We start from the raw sequence: 18778 nt of genomic DNA, 5'->3' as shown, positions 1-18778 counted from the left end.
TGACTCCGGATGAATGCAGCGAAGATGGTGCCATTCTCGAAAAGCCTGGCTGGCAGCTGGCTGACAGGAAGATTACAACTTTGTCAGCTTGGGCAGGCCGCCAGATCGTCACGTATCATTTCCTCGACGCCAGGGCCCGGGCCTTGCGGGAGCGGGCCGGGCGCCCGCCCAGCCCCCCCCCCCGCTCCACGCCCACGCCACAAGCCGCATCATTACAAGGACCCTCATGAAACTGCTGATCGTCGAAGACCAGGCCAAGACCGGCCAGTACCTGCGCCAAGGCCTGAGCGAGGCCGGCTTCGCCACGGAGCTGGCCGGCGACGGCGAGACCGGTCAGCACCTCGCGCTGACCGGTGACCACGACCTGCTGATCCTCGACGTCATGCTCCCAGGGCGCAATGGCTGGCAGATCCTCGAGGCGGTGCGCCAGGCCGGCCTCGACACGCCCGTGCTGTTCCTCACCGCCCGCGACGCCGTCGAGGACCGAGTGCATGGCCTGGAGCTGGGTGCCGACGACTACCTGGTCAAGCCCTTCGCCTTTTCCGAGCTGCTGGCCAGGGTGCGCAGCCTGCTGCGCCGCGGCGCCAGCGCCAGCCAGGACACCTGCCTGAACCTGGTCGACCTGCGCCTGGACCTGATCCGCCGCCGCGCCGAGCGCGCCGGCCAGCGCATCGACCTGACCGCCAAGGAGTTCGCCCTGCTCGAGCTGCTGCTGCGCCGCCAGGGCGAAGTACTCCCCAAGTCGCTGATCGCCTCGCAGGTATGGGACATGAATTTCGACAGCGACACCAACGTGATCGAAGTGGCCATCCGCCGCCTGCGCCTGAAGATCGATGACAGCCACGCGACCAGGCTCATCCATACCGTGCGCGGCATGGGCTACGTGCTCGAGGAGCGCCAGGACTGATGCGCCGCCTGTCCCTCGGCAACCGCCTGGCACTGCTGTTCGCTGCCTGTACCGCGACGGTGTCGCTGAGTGCCGGCCTGCTGTTCAATCGCGCCAGCGAGCAGCACTTCGTCGAGCTTGACCAGCAGTTGCTCAGCGGCCGCCTGTCACTGATGCGCAGCCTGCTCGAGGGCGTCGCCAGCCGCGAGCAGCTCCCTTCGCGCCTGCCAGCGCTGATCAACGAACTGAGCCACCAGTCCGATCTCGCCGTGCAGGTACACGGCACCGATGGCTCGCTGTGGTTCGCCAGCCGCGGCGACCTGCCGGCGGCACCCGGGCACGACGACCTCAGCACGCTGCACAGCCAGGGCGTCGACTATCGCAGTCTCGGCACCCATCTTGACCCAGCCCGCAGCGACTCGCCGCAGCTGACGCTGCTCCTCGACATCACCCACCACCAGCACTTCCTGCAAGGCATGCAGCGGCTGATCTGGCTCACCGTTGGCCTGTCGGCGCTCGCCACCGCCCTGCTCGGCGCCTGGGCCGTGCGCCGCGGCCTGAAGCCGCTGCGACAGATGGGCAAGGTCGCCGCCAGTGTCAATGCGCGCTCGCTGACCACCCGGCTACCGGCTGCCGAGATGCCCGAGGAGTTGGCCGAACTGGCCGGCACCGTCAATGCCATGCTGCAGCGTCTGGACGATGCCTTCCAGCGCCTGTCGGCGTTCTCCGCCGATATCGCCCACGAGCTGCGCACGCCGCTGTCCAATCTGCTGACCCATACCCAGGTCACGCTCACCCGCCCGCGCAGCCTGGAGGAGTACCGCGAGGCCCTGCACGGCAACCTCGAGGAGTTGCAGTGGATGGCCCAGTTGGTCAACGACATGCTCTATCTGGCCAAGGCCGACCATGGCCTGCTGATACCCAGCCACCAGCGCCTGGATCTGGCCGCCGAGGCCGATGCGTTGCTGGAGTACTACGCGCCACTGGCCGAGGATGCCAAGGTGCGCTTGCTGCGCGAGGGCGAGGCCCACGTCGAAGGCGACCGGCACATGTTGCGCCGCGCCTTGTCGAACCTGCTGGACAATGCCCTGCGCTACACCCCGGCAGGAGGAGAGATTCGGGTCAGCCTGACGTCGGGCATACGCATCGTCGTGGCCAACACCGGGCCGGCCATTGCACCGCCCTTGCTGGAGCGGCTGTTCGACCGCTTCTACCGGGCCGACCCGGCGCGCCAGGCCGGCAGCAGCGAGCATGCAGGCCTGGGACTGGCGATCACCCGTTCGATCGTGCAGGCGCACGGCGGAACGATTCGCGCTCAGTGCGAAGGTGGCTGGACGCGCTTCATGATCGAGCTGCCTGAATAGCCCCCATCGCGGAGCAAGCCCGCCCCCACGCCTGAAAGCGTGGGCGCTTACTCGTAGCGCAACGCCATCGCCGGCTCGATCTGCGAAGCACGGTACGCCGGGTAGATCGTCGCCAGGAAGCTCATCACCAGCCCGGCCACACAGATGATCGCCACATCGCCCCACTGCAGCTCCGACGGCAGACTGCTGATGAAGTAGATGTCGGAGGTGAAGATGTGCTGTCCGCTGACCCGCTCGAGCCAACCGACCACGGCACTGACATTGAGCGCCAGGATCACCCCCAGCACCCCGCCCAGCAACGTGCCGACGATGCCGATCAGGCTGCCCTGGACCATGAACGTGCCCATGATCTGCGCCGGCGTCGCACCGATGGTACGCAAGATGGCGATGTCCGCCCCCTTGTCGTTCACCACCATCACCAGGGTGGCGATGATGTTGAACGCCGCCACTGCAATGATCATCATCAGCAACAGGCCGATCATGGTCTTTTCCATCTTCATCGCACTGAACAGACTGCCCTGGGTATGCGACCAGTCGTCGGCGCGGTAACCCTCGCCCAGCCCCGCGGCAATGGCCTTGGATACCTGAGGCGCAGCGTACAGGTCATGCAGTTTCAGGCGCACGCCCTGCACCTGGCCCGGCGCCCAGCGCTGCATCTCGCCGGCGTCGGCGACATGGATATAGGCCTGGGAGCCATCCAGCTCGGCGCCCACCTTGAAGATGCCGACCACGGTCAGGCGCTGCATGCGCGGGGTGATGCCGCCCGGCTCCTTGCTGATTTCAGGCACGATCAAGGTCAGCTTGTCACCGGTATTGAGGCGAAAACGCCGGGCCGTGAGCTCGCCGATGACCACGCCATACTCACCCGGCACCAGCGCCTGCAGGCTGCCCTGGACGATATGCTGGCCGACGATGGAGACCTTGTCCTCTTCGGCCGGATCGATGCCGGCGACCTGGATCGGCTGCATCGCCCCTTTGTAGGACAGCATGCCTTCGAGCTCGGTGAGCGGTGCCGCAGCCACCACCGCCGGATTACCCTCGGCAGCGCTGGCGACCTTGCGCCAGTCGTCCAGCGGCTGCACGCCCAGGATCGCGGCATGGGGCACCAGGCCAAGCACGCGCGAGCTCATCTCGCGCTGGAAACCGTTCATCACCGAAAGCACGGTGATCATCGCCAGCACACCCAGCGAAAGACCGATCATCGAAGTCATGGAAATGAACGAGATGAAGTGGTTGCGGCGCTTGGCACGGGTGTAGCGAGCACCGATGAACAAGGGCAAGGGTCTGAACATGAACAGGAACACCCAATGTAATAGTGAACCGGGGCCGCCTCAGGCAACCCCGTGCAAGCGACTCAGATCGCCACCAGGTGCCCGTCTTCCAGGCGCAGCACACGGTCCATCTGCCGCGCCAGGTTGAGGTCGTGGGTCACCACCAGGAACGCGGTCTGCGAATGGCTGGACAACTCCTGCATCAATTCCTGGATGCCTTGGGCAGTGTGATGATCGAGGTTGCCGGTGGGCTCGTCGAGCATCACCAGGCCCGGGCGGTTGACCAGCGCACGGGCGATCGCCACGCGCTGGCGCTCGCCGCCGGACAGCTCGGCCGGCTTGTGATTCAGCCGATGGCCCAGGCCGACGCGCTTGAGCAGCGCCTCGGCACGCTCACGGGCCTCCGGGATCGGTGTCTTGCCAATCAGCAGCGGCATGCAGGCGTTCTCCAGCGCGGTGAACTCCGCCAGCAGGTGGTGGAACTGATAGACGAAGCCCAGCGCACGGTTGCGCAGCAACCCGCGGGCACGTTCGCCCAGCGCCGACAGCTCCTCGCCGGCCAGCCAGACGCTGCCCTCGGTCGGCGTGTCGAGGCCGCCCAGCAGGTTGAGCAAGGTACTCTTGCCCGAGCCGGAGCTACCGACGATAGCCACCCGCTCCCCTGGGTGCAGCTCGAGGTTCAGGCCGGACAACACCTTCACCGACTCCGGGCCCTCATCGTAGCTCTTGCCCAGGTTGCGGCAACTCAACACGGCTTTATCACTCATGCGCGACTCACTCATAACGTAGCGCCTCTGCCGGCTGGGTGCGCGAGGCGCGCCAGGCCGGGTACAGGGTGGCGAAGAAACTCAGGACCAGCGCCGCACCACAGACCATGTACACGTCCTGGGCCTGGATCTGCGACGGCAGGTAATCGATGAAGTACACGTCGGCGTTGAGGAACTTGTGCCCGATCAGCTTCTCGATGCCGGCGATCGCCGCGCTCACATTGAGCGCGCCGAGAATGCCCAGCACCGCGCCGATCAAGGTACCGACCACGCCGATCACGGTGCCCTGGACCATGAAAATGGCCATGATCTGCGCCGGCGTGGCGCCCAGGGTGCGGAGAATGGCGATGTCGCCGCGCTTGTCGTTGACCACCATCACCAGGGTGGAAATGATGTTGAACGCGGCCACCGCGACGATCAGCAGCAGCAGCAGGCCGATCATGGATTTTTCCATGCGGATGGCCTGGTACAGGTTGCCATGGGTACGGGTCCAGTCACGCGGGTAGTATTCCTGCTCGCCCAACCGCTGGGCGATGTCCCAGGCCACGCGCGGGGCCTGGAACAGATCGTCGAACTTCAGGCGCACGCCCTGGACCTGGTCGGCCTTCCAGCGGTGCAGGCGCGACAGGTCGGCGATGTTGGTCAGGCCCAGGTAGCCGTCGATCTCGCCGGCGCCGACGTGGAAGGTGCCGACCACGGTGAAGCGCTTCATCCGCGGGAACATGCCCGCCGGCGTGACGCTCACCTCGGGGGCGACGAAGGTCAGCTTGTCGCCGATGCCCACGCCCAGTTTCTGCGCGGCCTTGTCGCCGATCATGATGCCCCACTCGCCCGGCGCCAGCTTGTCCAGGCTGCCGGCCTGGACGAAGTGGTCGATGATCGACACCTCGCGCTCGCGCGCCGGGTCGATGCCGTTGAGCAGCACCTTCTGCACCTTGCCATCGTGGGTCAGCAGGCCCTGCATCTGGGTGAACGGCGCCACCGCCGCCACCTGCGGATTCTGCTTTACTCTAGAGGCAAGGGCCTGCCAGTCATCGATCGGCTGGCCGGTCTCCAGCGTGGCATGGGGGATCATCCCCAGCACGCGGGTACGCATCTCGTGGTCGAAACCGTTCATCACCGAGAGCACCACGATCATCACCACCACGCCCAGGGCGAGGCCGATCATCGAGGTCAGCGAAATGAACGAGACGAAGTGATTGCGACGCTTGGCACGGGTGTAGCGCGTACCAATGAATACGAAAAGAGGTCTGAACATGTCGGGGCTTGTTCGGATGAAAGGGAACGTCCTTGTGGCGAGGCGCCTGCGGCGGCTTTACACTCGGACCACCGCCGTAACCTTGGGTTCGCCATGACGACATTAGACGAAGAAGATCGCCGCGAATACTACCGCATCGAAGATCGGATCGCACTCCAAATCAGCCCTCTCAGCGCGGCCGAAGCCCTTGAAACAGAACTGTTGCAAGATGATTCACCACTGTTCAACCTGCTCAGCGAGCTGCATCTCTCCGACTTCGAGTCGCAACACCTGCTGCGTCAGCTGAGCGAAAAGGATCGCACCCTGGCCGCCTTCCTGCGCGCCCAGAACAAACGCCTCGATCTGCTCAGCTCGGTGGTGGCCTACACGCTCATCGGCGAGATCGGCGCGCCGATCCCGGTGATCATCTCCGAAGGCGGCATCGAGTTCGCCCAGGCGCAGCAGATCGCCCCCGGCACCCGGGTCAAGGTCAAGATGGTACTGATGCCCCGCGCCCACGGCCTGCTGCTGCGCGGCCGGGTCACCCACTGCGACCCGCGTCCCGGTGGCGACTATGAGGTCGGTACCGAATTCACCGACATGACCGACGCCCAGCGCCAACTGCTCGCCCGCTACATCCTGCAGCGCCAGCAACAGCAACGGCGCCAGGCACTGGAACAGAACGATCCCGCCTCCTGAGCCCTGCTCTCTGATTTGAAGGAACGAACGTGACCCTGATCTACGGCCACCGCGGCGCCAAGGGCGAAGCACCGGAAAACACCCTGACCAGCTTCCGCCAGTGCCTGTCGCACGGCGTGACCCGCTGCGAACTCGACCTGCACCTGTCAGCCGACAACGAGCTGATGGTGATCCACGACCCTACCCTCAAGCGCACCACCGGCCGTCGCGGCAAGGTAGTCGAGCATACGGCGGCCGAACTGGTCACCTACGACGCGCGCAAGGGCGGCCCGGGACACGTGCAGCCCTGCCCCATCCCAAGACTTGAGGAACTGTTCGAAAAGTGCCCGTTCGAGCACTGGCAACTGGAGGTCAAGAGCGCCTCGCGCACCCGCGCCGCCAGCACCGTGCTGGCCATCCGCGAGCTGGCCCAGCAACACGGCCTGCTGGACAAGGTGACCATCACCTCGAGCTCACGGGAAGTACTGGGTGCGGCTCAGGAGTTGGTGCCGGACATCAAGCGCGGCCTGGTGGCCGAGTACGCCTGGCTCGACCCGCTGAAGGTCGCGCAGAACTACGCTTGCGAGATGCTCGCGCTGAACTGGACGCTGTGCACCCCCGAACGCCTGGAAAAGGCCCAGCGCCAGGGGCTGCACGTGTCGGTATGGACAGTCAACGAACCGGCACTGATGCGCCGGCTCGCCGACTTCGGCGTGGACAGCCTGATTACAGACTTTCCCGGTTTGGCCAGGACCACCCTCGGGTAGGGCTGAAATCGGTCTCCCCGACCGGCTCAGGCCACCGGTCGGAGCCGCTCAAAAAAGCCGGTTCAGACCATCGTAGGCAGCTACCCGATAGGCTTCGGCCATGGTCGGGTAGTTGAAGGTAGTGTTGACGAAGTACTTCAGGTTGTTCTGCTCGCCCGGCTGGTTCATCACCGCCTGACCGATGTGGACGATCTCCGAGGCCTGGTAGCCGAAGCAGTGCACGCCGAGGATCTCCAGGGTCTCGCGATGGAACAGGATCTTCAGCATGCCTTGCGGCTCGCCGGCGATCTGCGCGCGCGCCATGCTCTTGAAGAAGGCCTTGCCCACCTCGTACGGCACCTTGGCCTGGGTCAGCTCCTGCTCGTTCTTGCCGATCGAGCTGATCTCCGGGATGGTGTAAATGCCGGTCGGCACGTCATCGACGAAGCGCCAGCTGCCATTGTCGACGATGCTGCCCGCGGCCGAGCGGCCCTGGTCGTGGGCGGCGCTGGCCAGGCTTGGCCAGCCGATCACGTCACCGGCGCCATAGATGTTCGGCACGCTGGTGCGGTAGGCCTGGTCGACCTCGATCTGGCCACGGCTGTTGACCTTGATGCCGATGTTCTCCAGGCCCAGCTTGTCGGTGTTGCCGGTACGGCCGTTACACCACAGCAAGGCATCCGCCTTGATCTTCTTGCCCGACTTCAGGTGCAGGATCACACCGTTGTCCAGACCTTCGACGCGCTCGTAATCTTCGTTATGGCGCACGGTGATGTTGTTGTTGCTGAAGTGGTAGCTCAACGCCTGGGAAATTTCCGAGTCGAGGAAGCTCAGCAACTGGCCGCGGTTGTCGACCAGCTCCACCAGCACGCCCAGGCCGCTGAAGATCGAAGCGTATTCGCAGCCGATCACCCCGGCGCCGTAGACGATCAGCTTGCGCGGCGTGTGGCTCAGGCTGAGGATGGTGTCGCTGTCATAGACACGCGGATGGTTGAAGTCGATATCGGCCGGGCGGTACGGGCGCGAACCAGTGGCGATGATGATGTGCTTGGCATTGAGCTTCTCGACCACGCCATTGGGGCAGACCACTTCGATGGTCTGCTCGTCGGCGAAGCTGCCGGTGCCGAAGAACACGTCGACCCGGTTACGGGCGTAGTAGCCGGTGCGCGAGGCGACCTGCTTGGCGATCACCTTTTCGGCGCTCTTGAGCACGTCGGGGAAAGAGAACCAGCGCGGCTCGCCGATGGCGCGGAACATCGGGTTGGTGTTGAACTGCATGATCTGCCGCACGGAGTGACGCAGCGCCTTGGACGGGATGGTGCCCAGGTGGGTGCAGTTGCCACCGACCTGACGACGGCTGTCGACCATCGCCACCTTGCGCCCTGCTTTGGCGGCGTTCATTGCCGCGCCCTCACCGGCCGGGCCGGAACCCAGCACCACTACGTCGTAGTTGTAGACAGCCATGCGTACTCCTTCAGAACTGGCCCGCCGGCCGGGTGGCCGCGGGGCGCGATCATGTCGCCAGGGCGCCATGAGAAAATTCGGGTGCAGTCTAATCAAGCGTGAACGCCGCGCACATTAACCCTTGGTCGCGTCGTAGGCCACTATTGCCTGCACTACATGTCGTTTCACCGATTCCCTGGCGGCGATCATCCGTGCCTTGCCTTTCACTCGCCTTTCAACGCCCGCTCGAACGCTGGCGTGCCACGAGAGACGAACCCACCTTCGGCCCGGGTCACCAGCACTGCGGCAAGACCATGAGCGATGGCGAAGTCCCAGGCTCGCTCCGGCCCCAGGATCAACAACAGGGTCGAGTAGCCGTCGGCCAGCAGCGCCGAATCGTCCAGCACGGTCACTGCTGCCAGATCATGGCGTACCGGACGCCCCAGGCGAGCGTCGAACGTGTGCGAATAACGCCGGCCATTGTCCTCGAAATAATGGCGATAGTCACCCGAGGTCGACACCGCCAACCCCGTCACGGCGATGACCTGGCGGGCAATCTGGCGATCCTCGCGCGGCAGCTCCAGAGCTACTCGCCAGGGACTGCCATCGGGCTTGCGCCCCACCGCCTTGAGTTCGCCGGTGGCTTCGGCAAGGAAGTTGTCGACGCCCATGGCGCGCAGACGCGCGGCGATCAGGTCGACCGCGTGGCCGGCGGCGATGCTGTTGAAGTCCAGCTCGATGGGCGCATCCTTGCACAAGGCCTGGCCTTCGATGCGCAAGTGCCGGTAGCCCACCCGCTGGCGGACCTGCGCCAGGGCCTGGGGATCGGGCACCCGCATCTCGCGGGCCTGGGGACCGAACCCCCACAGGTCCAGCAGCGGCTCGACACTGAGATCGAAGGCGCCCTGGCTCTGCTCGGCCAGGTGCTGGCCGAACGCGACCAGTTCGAGCATGTCATTGTCGACAGCCTGGCACTGGTTGCCCGGCAGTTGGTTGAAGCGGCTGACCATGGAATCGCCACGGTAGGTGGAGTAATGCGCATCGATCGCCTGCAGGATGCCCTCGACCGCGGCCTGCACCTCAGCCACGGCCGGGCCGCCAGGCTGGCGCACGTACTGGATGCTGTAGCTGCTGCCCATGGTCGGGCCACCGAAGCGCTCGAGGGTCGGGGCCGGATCGCAGGCTGCAAGCAGCAAAAGGCAGAGCGGAAGAACGGTGCGCACCATGGTTTTCTCGATCAACCGGCCGCCCCTGCAAGGACCAACCGGATCAACAAGCCAAAAAAAACGGGAACCCGCAGGTTCCCGTTTTTTCAACGCATTACAACCGGATCAGCGTGGAAACGCTGGCGGGTTCACACCGGCCATCTCTTCCATCACGCGAACGACCTGGCAGCTGTAGCCGAACTCGTTGTCGTACCAGACGTACAGGACAACGCGATTGTCGTTGCAGATGGTAGCTTCGGCATCGACCACACCGGCGTGGCGCGAGCCGACGAAGTCGGTCGAAACCACTTCCTGGGAGCTGACGTAGTCGATCTGCTTGTGCAGTTCGGAGTGCATGGCGACCTGACGCAGGTACTCGTTGAGCTCCTCGCGGTTGGTGGCCTTCTCCAGGTTCAGGTTGAGGATGGCCATCGACACGTTCGGCGTCGGTACACGGATCGCGTTGCCGGTCAGCTTGCCCTTGAGCACCGGCAGCGCCTTGGCGGCGGCGGTGGCGGCACCGGTCTCGGTGATGACCATGTTCAGCGGCGCGGCGCGGCCACGACGGCTGCCCTTGTGGAAGTTGTCGATCAGGTTCTGGTCGTTGGTGAACGAGTGAACGGTTTCGACATGACCGTTAACGATGCCGTATTGGTCGTTGATCGCCTTGAGCACCGGCACGATGGCGTTGGTGGTGCAGGACGCGGCCGAGATGATCTTGTCATCGGCGGCGATGTCGCCGTGGTTGATGCCATGCACGATGTTCTTCAGCGCGCCCTTGCCAGGTGCGGTGAGGATCACCCGGGCGGCACCCGGGCAGGCCAGGTGCTGACCCAGGCCGTCGGCGTCGCGCCATACACCGGTGTTGTCGACGATCAGCGCATCGTGGATGCCGTACTGGGTGTAGTCGACTTCGCTCGGGCTCTTGGCGTAGATCACCTGGATCAGGTTGCCGTTGGCGGTGATGGTGTTGTTCTCTTCATCGATGACGATGGTGCCATCGAACGGACCGTGCACCGAGTCACGACGCAGCAGGCTGGCGCGCTTGGTCAGGTCGTTTTCGGCGCCCTTGCGCACGACGATGGCACGCAGACGCAGGCCGTCGCCGCCACCGGTCTTCTCGATGAGGATGCGCGCCAGCAGACGGCCGATCCGGCCGAAGCCGTACAGGACAACATCGGTGCCCTTGCGTGCGGAAGCGTTCTGCTGACCCACGACGTCGGCCAGTTCGTCACGCACGAACTGCTCGGCGCTGCGGCCATTGCCCTCGGCCTTGAACTTGCTGGCCAGCTTGCCCAGGTCGACCGAAGCGGCGCCCAGTTTCAGCTCGCTCATGGCCTTGAGCAGGGGGAATGTCTCGTGGACGGACAGCTCGGTCTCGTCAGCCTGGCGGTGACGGGCAAAGCGGTGGGCTTTGAGGATCGAGATAACCGAACGGTTGATCAGGCTGCGGCCATAGATCGAGCTCACCACGTTGTTGTTGCGGTAGAGCTGACCGATAAGCGGGATCATCGCTTCAGCCAGGGCTTCACGATCGATCCACTCACCAAGACACTGGTCGGGCTTCTGAGTCACGGTAACCTTCCACATGTAGGGGAACAAAAAAGGGGCTACATTATGACGCCCCGCGGCGTATCGGGCAATGAGCGCCTGTCGTCGGCCCCAGGGCCCGCCCTTCGGCCCTCTGGAGCCTGACAGCGGGCCCCGTCACCGGTACAATCGACCTCTTTGCCGCAACGCTTGGAGTCCGATCTCCCGTGTCAGTTCTGCGCCTACCGCAAATGTCGGCCACGGCCGGCAAACAAACCTGGGGCAACCTGCCCGGTGCCGCCTTGAGCCTGGCGGTCGCCGAGGCCGCCAGCAGCGCCGGTCGCTTCACCCTGTTGCTGACCGCCGACAGCCAGGCCGCCGATCGCCTGGAGCAGGAGCTGCGCTTCTTCGCGCCAGAGCTGCCGGTGCTGCCCTTCCCCGACTGGGAAACCCTGCCCTACGACCTGTTCTCGCCGCACCAGGACATCATCTCCCAGCGCATTGCCAGCCTTTACCGGCTGCCGGAGCTCGACCACGGCATTCTCGTCGTGCCGATCACCACTGCCCTGCATCGCCTGGCCCCCACGCGCTTCCTGCTGGGCAGCAGCCTGGTGCTGGACGTCGGCCAGAAGATCGATGTCGAGCAGATGCGCACCCGCCTGGAAGCCAGCGGCTACCGCTGCGTCGACACGGTCTACGAACATGGCGAGTTCGCCGTGCGCGGGGCGCTGATCGACCTGTTCCCCATGGGCAGCAAGCAGCCGTATCGCATCGACTTGTTCGACGACGAGATCGAGACCCTGCGCACCTTCGACCCGGACACCCAGCGCTCGATCGACAAGGTCGACTCGGTCCGCCTGCTGCCGGCCCGCGAATTCCCCATGCAGAAGGAAGAAGTCACCCGCTTCAAGGCACGCTTTCGCGAACGCTTCGACGTCGACTTCCGCCGCAGCGCGATCTTCCAGGACCTGACCAGCGGCATCATCCCCGCCGGCATCGAGTACTACCTGCCGCTGTTCTTCGAAGAGACCTCGACCCTGTTCGACTACCTGCCGACGGACACCCAGGTGTTTTCCCTGCCCGGGGTGGAACAGGCCGCCGAGCATTTCTGGAACGACGTGCGCGGGCGCTATGAAGAACGCCGCGGCGACCTCACCCGCCCCCTGCTGCCACCGGCCGAGCTGTTCCTCCCGGTCGAGGACTGCTTCGCCCGCCTCAAGCAATGGCCGCGGGTGGTGATCAGCAGCGAAGAGATCGAACCCGGTGCCGGGCGTGAGCGCTTCCCGGCCCGCGCCCTGCCCAACCTGGCCATCGAGGCGAAGGCCAACCAGCCGCTGGCCGAGCTGTCCAACTTCCTCGACCAGTTCGATGGCCGCGTCCTGTTCACCGCCGAGTCCGCCGGCCGGCGCGAAGTGCTGCTGGAGCTGCTCGAGCGCCTGAAGCTGCGCCCGCAGACCGTCGACGGCTGGAGCGACTTCGTCACCGGCAGCGAGCGCCTGGCGATCACCATCGCGCCGCTGGACGACGGCCTGCTGCTGGCCGATCCCGCCATTGCCCTGGTGGCCGAAAGCCCGCTGTTCGGCCAGCGCGTGATGCAGCGCCGGCGCCGCGAAAAACGCGGCGAGGCGGCCAACGACGCGGTCATCAAGAACCTCACCGAGCTGCGCGAAGGCGCGCCAGTCGTGCATATCGACCACGGCGTAGGCCGCTACCTCGGCCTGGCGACCCTGGAAATCGACGGCCAGGCCGCCGAATTCCTCACCCTCGAGTACGCCGAAGGCGCCAAGCTCTACGTGCCGGTGGCCAACCTGCACCTGATCGCCCGCTACACCGGCAGCGATGATGCCCTGGCACCGTTGCACCGCCTGGGTTCCGAGGCCTGGCAGAAAGCCAAGCGCAAGGCCGCCGAACAGGTCCGCGACGTGGCCGCCGAGTTGCTCGACATCTATGCCCGCCGTGCCGCGCGCAAAGGCTATGCCTTTGCCGACCCGGCCGCCGATTACGCCACCTTCAGCGCCGGCTTCCCGTTCGAGGAAACCCCCGACCAGCAAGCGGCGATCGAGGCGGTACGGGCCGACATGCTGGCGCCCAAGCCGATGGACCGTCTGGTATGCGGCGACGTCGGCTTCGGCAAGACCGAAGTGGCCATGCGTGCGGCCTTCATCGCCGTGCACAGCGGTCGCCAGGTAGCGGTGCTGGTGCCGACCACCCTGCTCGCCCAACAGCACTACAACAGCTTCCGCGACCGCTTCGCCGAATGGCCGGTGAAGGTCGAGGTGATGAGCCGCTTCAAGTCGGCCAAGGAGGTGGCCGCCGCCGCCGCCGATCTCGCCGAAGGCAAGATCGACATCCTCATCGGCACCCACAAGTTGCTGCAGGACGATGTGCGCTTCAAGGACCTGGGCCTGGCCATCATCGATGAGGAACACCGCTTCGGCGTGCGCCAGAAGGAGCAGCTCAAGGCCCTGCGCAGCGAAGTGGACATCCTCACCCTCACCGCCACGCCGATCCCGCGCACACTGAACATGGCGGTGGCGGGCATGCGCGACCTGTCGATCATCGCCACCCCGCCGGCGCGGCGCCTGTCGGTGCGCACCTTCGTCATGGAACAGAACAAGAGCACGGTCAAGGAAGCGCTGTTGCGCGAACTGTTGCGCGGTGGCCAGGTGTACTACCTGCACAACGACGTGAAGACCATCGAGAAATGCGCCGCCGACCTGGCCGAACTGGTGCCCGAAGCGCGCATCGGCATCGGCCACGGGCAGATGCGCGAACGCGAGCTCGAGCAGGTGATGAGCGACTTCTACCACAAGCGCTTCAACGTGCTGATCGCCTCGACCATCATCGAGACCGGCATCGACGTGCCCAGCGCCAACACCATCGTCATCGAGCGCGCCGACAAGTTCGGCCTGGCCCAGTTGCACCAGTTGCGCGGCCGGGTCGGACGCAGCCACCACCAGGCCTATGCCTACCTGCTCACGCCACCGCGCCAGCAGATCAGCGCCGACGCCGAGAAACGCCTGGAGGCCATCGCCAACACCCAGGACCTGGGGGCCGGCTTCGTCCTGGCCACCAACGACCTGGAAATCCGCGGTGCCGGCGAGCTGCTCGGCGAAGGCCAGAGCGGGCAGATCCAGGCGGTCGGTTTCACCCTGTACATGGAAATGCTCGAGCGCGCGGTCAAGGCAATCCGCAAGGGTACCCAGCCGAACCTCGAGCAACCCCTGGGCGGCGGCCCGGAGATCAACCTGCGCCTGCCGGCGCTGATCCCCGAGGACTACCTGCCGGACGTCCACGCCCGCCTGATCCTCTACAAGCGCATCGCCTCGGCCGCCGACGAAGAAGGACTCAAGGACCTGCAAGTGGAGATGATCGACCGCTTCGGCCTGCTGCCCGAGCCGACCAAGAACCTGATCCGCCTGACCCTGCTCAAGCTGCACGCAGAGAAGCTTGGCATCAAGAAAGTCGACGCCGGCCCCAACGGCGGCAAGCTCGAGTTCGAGGCCGAGACCCCCGTCGACCCGCTGACCCTGATCAAGTTGATCCAGGGCCAGCCCAAGCGCTACAAGTTCGAAGGTGCGACCCAGTTCCGTTTCCTGGTGCCGATGGAACGCCCCGAGGAACGCTTCAACACCCTGGAGGCGCTGTTCGAGCGCCTGACCCCACAATCACACTAAGGAAGCTTCATGCGTGCCATCCGTTGCCTGCCCCTGCTGCTGGCGTTGCTCACCCCAGCCGCCCTCGCCGCAGGCCCCTACCAGGTGGAAATGGTTCTGGTACGGCAGAACGCCGTACCGGCGATCACCAGCCCGTTCGCCCCGGAAGACTGGAGCGCCGGCGCGCCACGCCTGGGCCAGGGCGCCGAACGCCCGACCGGCCTCGGCGACGAAGTGACCCGGCTGCAGGCCACTGCGGACTACACCGTCCTGCTGCACAAGGCCTGGCAACAGGACGGCGACAGCGTCGCCCTGAGTGCCGGTGACGAGCAGTTCGGCCACTTCCCGATCGAGGGCAACCTGACCATCAAGGAAAGCCGCTTCATCGCCGTCAACGCCAACCTCTGGGTCAACCAGCTCGACGGCAACGGCAGCGTGCTGCGCAGCGAGCAGTTCCGCCAGAGCAACAGCAACATGAAGGCCGGCCAGCTGACCTTCCTCGACGGCGGGCATCTGGCGGTACTGCTCAAGGTGACACCGGCCGGCCTGCGCAAGATGCCGATGATGGACCCGGAGATGATGGAGCAGTGAGGTGAGCGAGCGTGAGCTGCGCCAGTTGCTCGGCGAGCACCCCGACTGGACCCGTTCGTTCGCCGGCCCGGCCCTGGAGCGAGGTGAGCGCTATGCCAACGAAGGCCGGGTAGAGATTGCCTCCTGCCAAGGCACGCGCATTCACGCCAGTTGCATCGGCAGCGCCGAGCAGGTCTACCGCCAGCGTATCGAGCTGTCGATTCGCGCACAGCAGTGCCAGGTCGTTGGCCAGTGCAGTTGTCCGGTCGGCCACAACTGCAAGCACTGCGCAGCCGTGCTCTATCACCTGAGCCACCAGGAACACACGACCGCCGACGCGCTGCCGGCCAACCTGCAGCGCTGGCTCAAAGGCCTGGAGGCGCCACCCGCCCCTGTCGAGGGCGCCGAAGAAGACAAGCATGGGCGCATGGTCTGCTACCAACTGCGCCTGGATCACGCCAACGGCTGTGCCCTGCGCGTGCGCAAGGGCGCCCGCGACACCCGCGGCCTGCGCCTGAGCCGGGTACAGTCGCTGTACGAGCTCCTCTATGATCCGCCACGCTTCGTGCAGGAACAGGACATCCGCATCCTGCGCCTGCTGTCGGCACAGAACCTGCCCAGCGGTCCGGAACGCGGCTACCCGCTCAAGGGACGCGAAGGCGGCGAACTGCTGCAGAGCGCCCTGGACACCGGCCGAATGGTCTACGACGACACCACGCCCCTGCTGCGCGAGGGCGCCGTGCGCAATGCCGAATTCCGCTGGGTGCGCCAGGAAGACGGCAGCTACAGCGGCCGCTGGTACCACGGCGACGAACCGCTGGCCTGCGTGCTGCCATTGCTGCCGCTGTATTATTTCGACCTTCTGACCTGCGAAGTCGGCAAGCTGGGACATGGCCTCGACCCGCACATCGCCCTGCAACTGACCCTGGCCCCGGATGTCCCGGAGCACCTGGTCATTCCCCTCAGCCACAAGCTCAACGCCTTGAATCACAAGCTCCCGACACCGACCACCCTTGATGAACAATACGTCGAGGACACCCAGCCCATCCCGCACCTGACCCTCGGCAGCCTGGAATTCAGCGCCTACACACCCAAGACCGGGCGCATGCAGCGACAGCTGCAGCACCGCGCCGCGCTGGCGTTCGACTACGACGGCCTGCGCGCCAGCGGCAACGACGAACGACCGCTGAGTCGCCTGGTCGGCACCACCAGCCAACGCATCCACCGCCAGCCCCAGGCCGAACAGGCGCTGCGCAAGGTTCTGCGCGACCATGGCTTCAAGCCCGCTACCCGTCAGAGCAAGGCCCTGCCCGACAGCGCAGGCGAGATGTACCAGCTACCCGATGACGAAACCTGGCTGCGCTTCGCCCGCGAGGGCTTGCCACGCCTGCGCGAGGCCGGCTGGGTGATCGACGCGCACCGCGACTTCGCCTTCAACCTGCACGAGGTCGACGACTGGTACGCCAGCATCGAAGAGGCGCCGGGGCATGAGTGGTTCGACCTGGAACTGGGCATCGTCGTCGATGGCCAGCGTCACAGCCTGCTGCCCATCGTCCTGCAGTTGCTGCGCAGCAACCCGGAACTGCTGCGCCCCAGCGAACTGGCACGACGCGCTGACGACGAACACCTGCTCATCGACCTCAACCGCGCCCGCCACGACAGCCCGGCACTGCGTGTCGCCCTGCCCTACGGGCGAATCAAGGCGCTGATGGGCACCCTGGGGGAGCTCTACCTGCACGAGGACACTGTCGGCCCGAGCCTGCGCCTGGAACGCGCCGACGCGGCGCGCCTGAACGAGATCGACAGCCTGCCGCTGCACTGGGAAGGCGGCAGCCATGTACGCGACCTCGGCCGCCGCCTGCGCGATGCCCGCGACCTGCAGGTCGTGCCGCCCCAAGGGCTGAACGCCACCCTGCGCCCCTATCAGCAGCAGGGCCTGAACTGGCTGCAGGCCCTGCGTGAAATGGGCACCGGCGGCATCCTCGGCGACGACATGGGGCTGGGCAAGACCCTGCAGACCCTCGCCCATGTACTGCTGGAGAAGGAGGCCGAACGACTAGCCCAGCCGGCGCTGGCGGTGATGCCCACCAGCCTGGTGCCCAACTGGCTCGACGAGGCCCAGCGCTTCGCCCCCGACCTGCGGGTCCTGGCCTTGCATGGCCCCGGCCGCGCCAAGCACTTCGGCAAACTGGGCGACTATGACCTGGTGCTGACCACCTATGCCCTCGCCCCGCGTGACCTCGAGCACCTCAAAGCGCAATCCTGGCACCTGCTGGTGCTGGACGAGGCGCAGAACATCAAGAGCAGCACCAGCAAGGCCGCCAGCGCCTTGCGCGAGCTGCAGGCCAGCCAGCGCCTGTGCCTGACCGGCACGCCGATGGAAAACAACCTCGGTGAGCTATGGTCGATCTTCCACTTCCTGATGCCTGGCTGGCTGGGCGACAGCAAGCGCTTCAACCACGACTATCGCACCCCGATCGAGCGTCACGGCGACGCCGAGCGCATGGCCCACCTGGCCAGCCGCATCCGCCCGTTCCTGCTGCGCCGCACCAAGGAGCAGGTAGCCACCGAGCTACCGGCCAAGACCGAGATGATCCACTGGGTCGAGCTCAGCGACGCGCAGCGCGACACCTACGAGGCGGTACGGGTGGCGATGGACAAGAAGGTTCGCGACGAAATCTCTCGCAACGGCGCGGCACGCAGCCAGATCGTGATCCTCGACGCGCTGCTCAAGCTGCGCCAGGTATGCTGCGACCTGCGCCTGGTCAAAGGCACCGAAGCCAGTGGCACCTTCGCCGACAAGGGCAAGCTCGGCAGCCTGCTGCAGATGCTCGACGAGCTGCTCAGCGAAGGACGCAAGGTCCTGCTGTTCTCGCAGTTCACCTCGATGCTGGCACTGATCGAGTTCGAACTGGAGAAACGTGGCATCCGCTACAGCCTGCTGACCGGCGACACCCGTGACCGGCGAGCTCCGGTGCAGCAGTTCCAGAACGGCGACAGCGATGTGTTCCTGATCAGCCTCAAGGCCGGCGGCACCGGCCTGAACCTCACCGCCGCCGACACGGTGATCCACTACGACCCGTGGTGGAATCCGGCCAGCGAGAGCCAGGCCACCGACCGTGCCTACCGCATCGGTCAGGACAAGCCGGTGTTCGTGTTCAAGCTGATCACCCGGGGCACGGTGGAAGAGAAGATCCAGTTGCTGCAACAGGAGAAGGCAGCGCTGGCGGCCGGCCTGCTCGACGGCGGCCAGGCCGGGCAATGGCGGCTGGGAGACGAGGAGATCGAGGCACTGTTCGCGCCGCTGCCTGGCAAGCGGCGCTGATCCGCAGCGGGTTCGTCGCAGGCTTCGCCAGCTCCCACAGGGATATCAATGCGGCATACGCCCCCCCTATGGGAGCTGGCGAAGCCTGCGATGAGGCCAG

13 protein-coding genes are annotated in these 18778 nt (G+C 65.7%); 7 read left to right on the top strand and 6 right to left on the bottom strand.

The features are described from left to right. The first annotated feature begins 226 nt into the window (after nt 1-226). The gene (locus F3J43_RS16820) at nt 227-907 is read left to right on the top strand and encodes a heavy metal response regulator transcription factor (RefSeq protein ID WP_166888890.1); all 681 of its coding nucleotides are present in this window, start codon (nt 227-229) and stop codon (nt 905-907) included. Next, on the top strand, nt 907-2250 hold the full coding sequence (locus F3J43_RS16815; RefSeq protein WP_286184687.1) for a heavy metal sensor histidine kinase: 1344 nt from the start codon (nt 907-909) through the stop codon (nt 2248-2250). The genes F3J43_RS16820 and F3J43_RS16815 overlap by 1 nt, the downstream gene beginning before the upstream one ends. Before the next feature lie 47 nt (nt 2251-2297). On the opposite strand, the gene F3J43_RS16810 is transcribed toward F3J43_RS16815, so the two are convergent. From F3J43_RS16810 to F3J43_RS16800, 3 genes are all read right to left on the bottom strand, one after another. Beyond that, nucleotides 2298-3542 (bottom strand): lipoprotein-releasing ABC transporter permease subunit, encoded by a 1245-nt coding sequence (locus tag F3J43_RS16810; protein WP_166888888.1) that lies wholly within the window; start codon nt 3540-3542, stop codon nt 2298-2300. Nucleotides 3543-3604: 62 nt separating this feature from the next. Beyond that, complete coding sequence (lolD, locus tag F3J43_RS16805) at nt 3605-4288, bottom strand: lipoprotein-releasing ABC transporter ATP-binding protein LolD (protein WP_205297920.1); 684 nt, start codon at nt 4286-4288, stop codon at nt 3605-3607. Nucleotides 4289-4295: 7 nt separating this feature from the next. After that, nucleotides 4296-5546, bottom strand: coding sequence for a lipoprotein-releasing ABC transporter permease subunit (locus tag F3J43_RS16800; protein ID WP_166888880.1), 1251 nt, complete (start codon nt 5544-5546; stop codon nt 4296-4298). A 201-nt stretch (nt 5547-5747) separates the two neighbouring features. On the opposite strand from F3J43_RS16800, the gene F3J43_RS16795 reads away from it, so the two are divergent. Together F3J43_RS16795 and F3J43_RS16790 are read left to right on the top strand one after the other, a co-directional pair. Further along, the gene (locus F3J43_RS16795) at nt 5748-6224 is read left to right on the top strand and encodes a PilZ domain-containing protein (RefSeq protein WP_205297919.1); all 477 of its coding nucleotides are present in this window, start codon (nt 5748-5750) and stop codon (nt 6222-6224) included. Between the two features lie 29 nt (nt 6225-6253). Then, complete coding sequence (locus F3J43_RS16790) at nt 6254-6970, top strand: glycerophosphodiester phosphodiesterase (protein WP_166888874.1); 717 nt, start codon at nt 6254-6256, stop codon at nt 6968-6970. Between the two features lie 48 nt (nt 6971-7018). Here the strand turns inward: F3J43_RS16790 and sthA are convergent, their stop codons facing one another. The 3 genes from sthA to F3J43_RS16775 all read right to left on the bottom strand — a co-directional run bounded on the left by sthA (nt 7019) and on the right by F3J43_RS16775 (nt 11172). Beyond that, the gene (sthA, locus tag F3J43_RS16785; RefSeq protein ID WP_166888871.1) at nt 7019-8413 is read right to left on the bottom strand and encodes a Si-specific NAD(P)(+) transhydrogenase; all 1395 of its coding nucleotides are present in this window, start codon (nt 8411-8413) and stop codon (nt 7019-7021) included. Between the two features lie 203 nt (nt 8414-8616). Then, nucleotides 8617-9618, bottom strand: a complete 1002-nt coding sequence (locus F3J43_RS16780; RefSeq protein ID WP_205297918.1) for an FAD:protein FMN transferase — start codon at nt 9616-9618, stop codon at nt 8617-8619. A gap of 105 nt (nt 9619-9723) precedes the next feature. Beyond that, entirely contained in the window at nt 9724-11172 is a 1449-nt protein-coding gene (locus F3J43_RS16775; protein WP_502706614.1) for a glyceraldehyde-3-phosphate dehydrogenase, read from the bottom strand. 206 nt (nt 11173-11378) lie between these two features. Between F3J43_RS16775 and mfd the strand changes: the two genes are divergently transcribed. From mfd to F3J43_RS24340, 3 genes are read left to right on the top strand one after another with little or no spacing between them, the layout of a single operon-like run. Further along, complete coding sequence (gene mfd, locus F3J43_RS16770; RefSeq protein WP_502706616.1) at nt 11379-14804, top strand: transcription-repair coupling factor; 3426 nt, start codon at nt 11379-11381, stop codon at nt 14802-14804. 9 nt (nt 14805-14813) lie between these two features. Beyond that, nucleotides 14814-15374 carry a CsiV family protein gene (locus F3J43_RS16765; protein WP_166888861.1) on the top strand — a complete coding sequence of 187 codons (561 nt, stop codon included), beginning with the start codon at nt 14814-14816 and terminating at the stop codon, nt 15372-15374. A gap of 1 nt (nt 15375) precedes the next feature. Then, a complete protein-coding gene (locus tag F3J43_RS24340; RefSeq protein ID WP_166888858.1) occupies nt 15376-18678 on the top strand; it encodes a DEAD/DEAH box helicase in 3303 nt (1100 codons plus the stop codon). The last annotated feature ends 100 nt before the right edge of the window (nt 18679-18778 follow it).

Origin of the sequence: Pantoea sp. Cy-639 (assembly GCF_011752525.1) — a bacterium.
Taxonomy (GTDB): Bacteria; Pseudomonadota; Gammaproteobacteria; order Pseudomonadales; family Pseudomonadaceae; genus Aquipseudomonas.
Note: the sequence above shows the minus strand (reverse complement) of the source record. Positions and strands in the feature narration are given on the sequence as shown.

Excerpts from the sequence above, each read along its gene's own strand:
- F3J43_RS16820 (WP_166888890.1), top strand. The coding sequence starts at position 227 with ATGAAACTGCTGATCGTCGAAGACCAGGCCAAGACCGGCCAGTACCTG.
- F3J43_RS16815 (WP_286184687.1), top strand. The coding sequence starts at position 907 with ATGCGCCGCCTGTCCCTCGGCAACCGCCTGGCACTGCTGTTCGCTGCC.
- F3J43_RS16810 (WP_166888888.1), bottom strand. The coding sequence starts at position 3,542 with ATGTTCAGACCCTTGCCCTTGTTCATCGGTGCTCGCTACACCCGTGCC.
- lolD (WP_205297920.1), bottom strand. The coding sequence starts at position 4,288 with ATGAGTGATAAAGCCGTGTTGAGTTGCCGCAACCTGGGCAAGAGCTAC.
- F3J43_RS16800 (WP_166888880.1), bottom strand. The coding sequence starts at position 5,546 with ATGTTCAGACCTCTTTTCGTATTCATTGGTACGCGCTACACCCGTGCC.
- sthA (WP_166888871.1), bottom strand. The coding sequence starts at position 8,413 with ATGGCTGTCTACAACTACGACGTAGTGGTGCTGGGTTCCGGCCCGGCC.
- F3J43_RS16780 (WP_205297918.1), bottom strand. The coding sequence starts at position 9,618 with ATGGTGCGCACCGTTCTTCCGCTCTGCCTTTTGCTGCTTGCAGCCTGC.
- mfd (WP_502706616.1), top strand. The coding sequence starts at position 11,379 with ATGTCGGCCACGGCCGGCAAACAAACCTGGGGCAACCTGCCCGGTGCC.
- F3J43_RS16765 (WP_166888861.1), top strand. The coding sequence starts at position 14,814 with ATGCGTGCCATCCGTTGCCTGCCCCTGCTGCTGGCGTTGCTCACCCCA.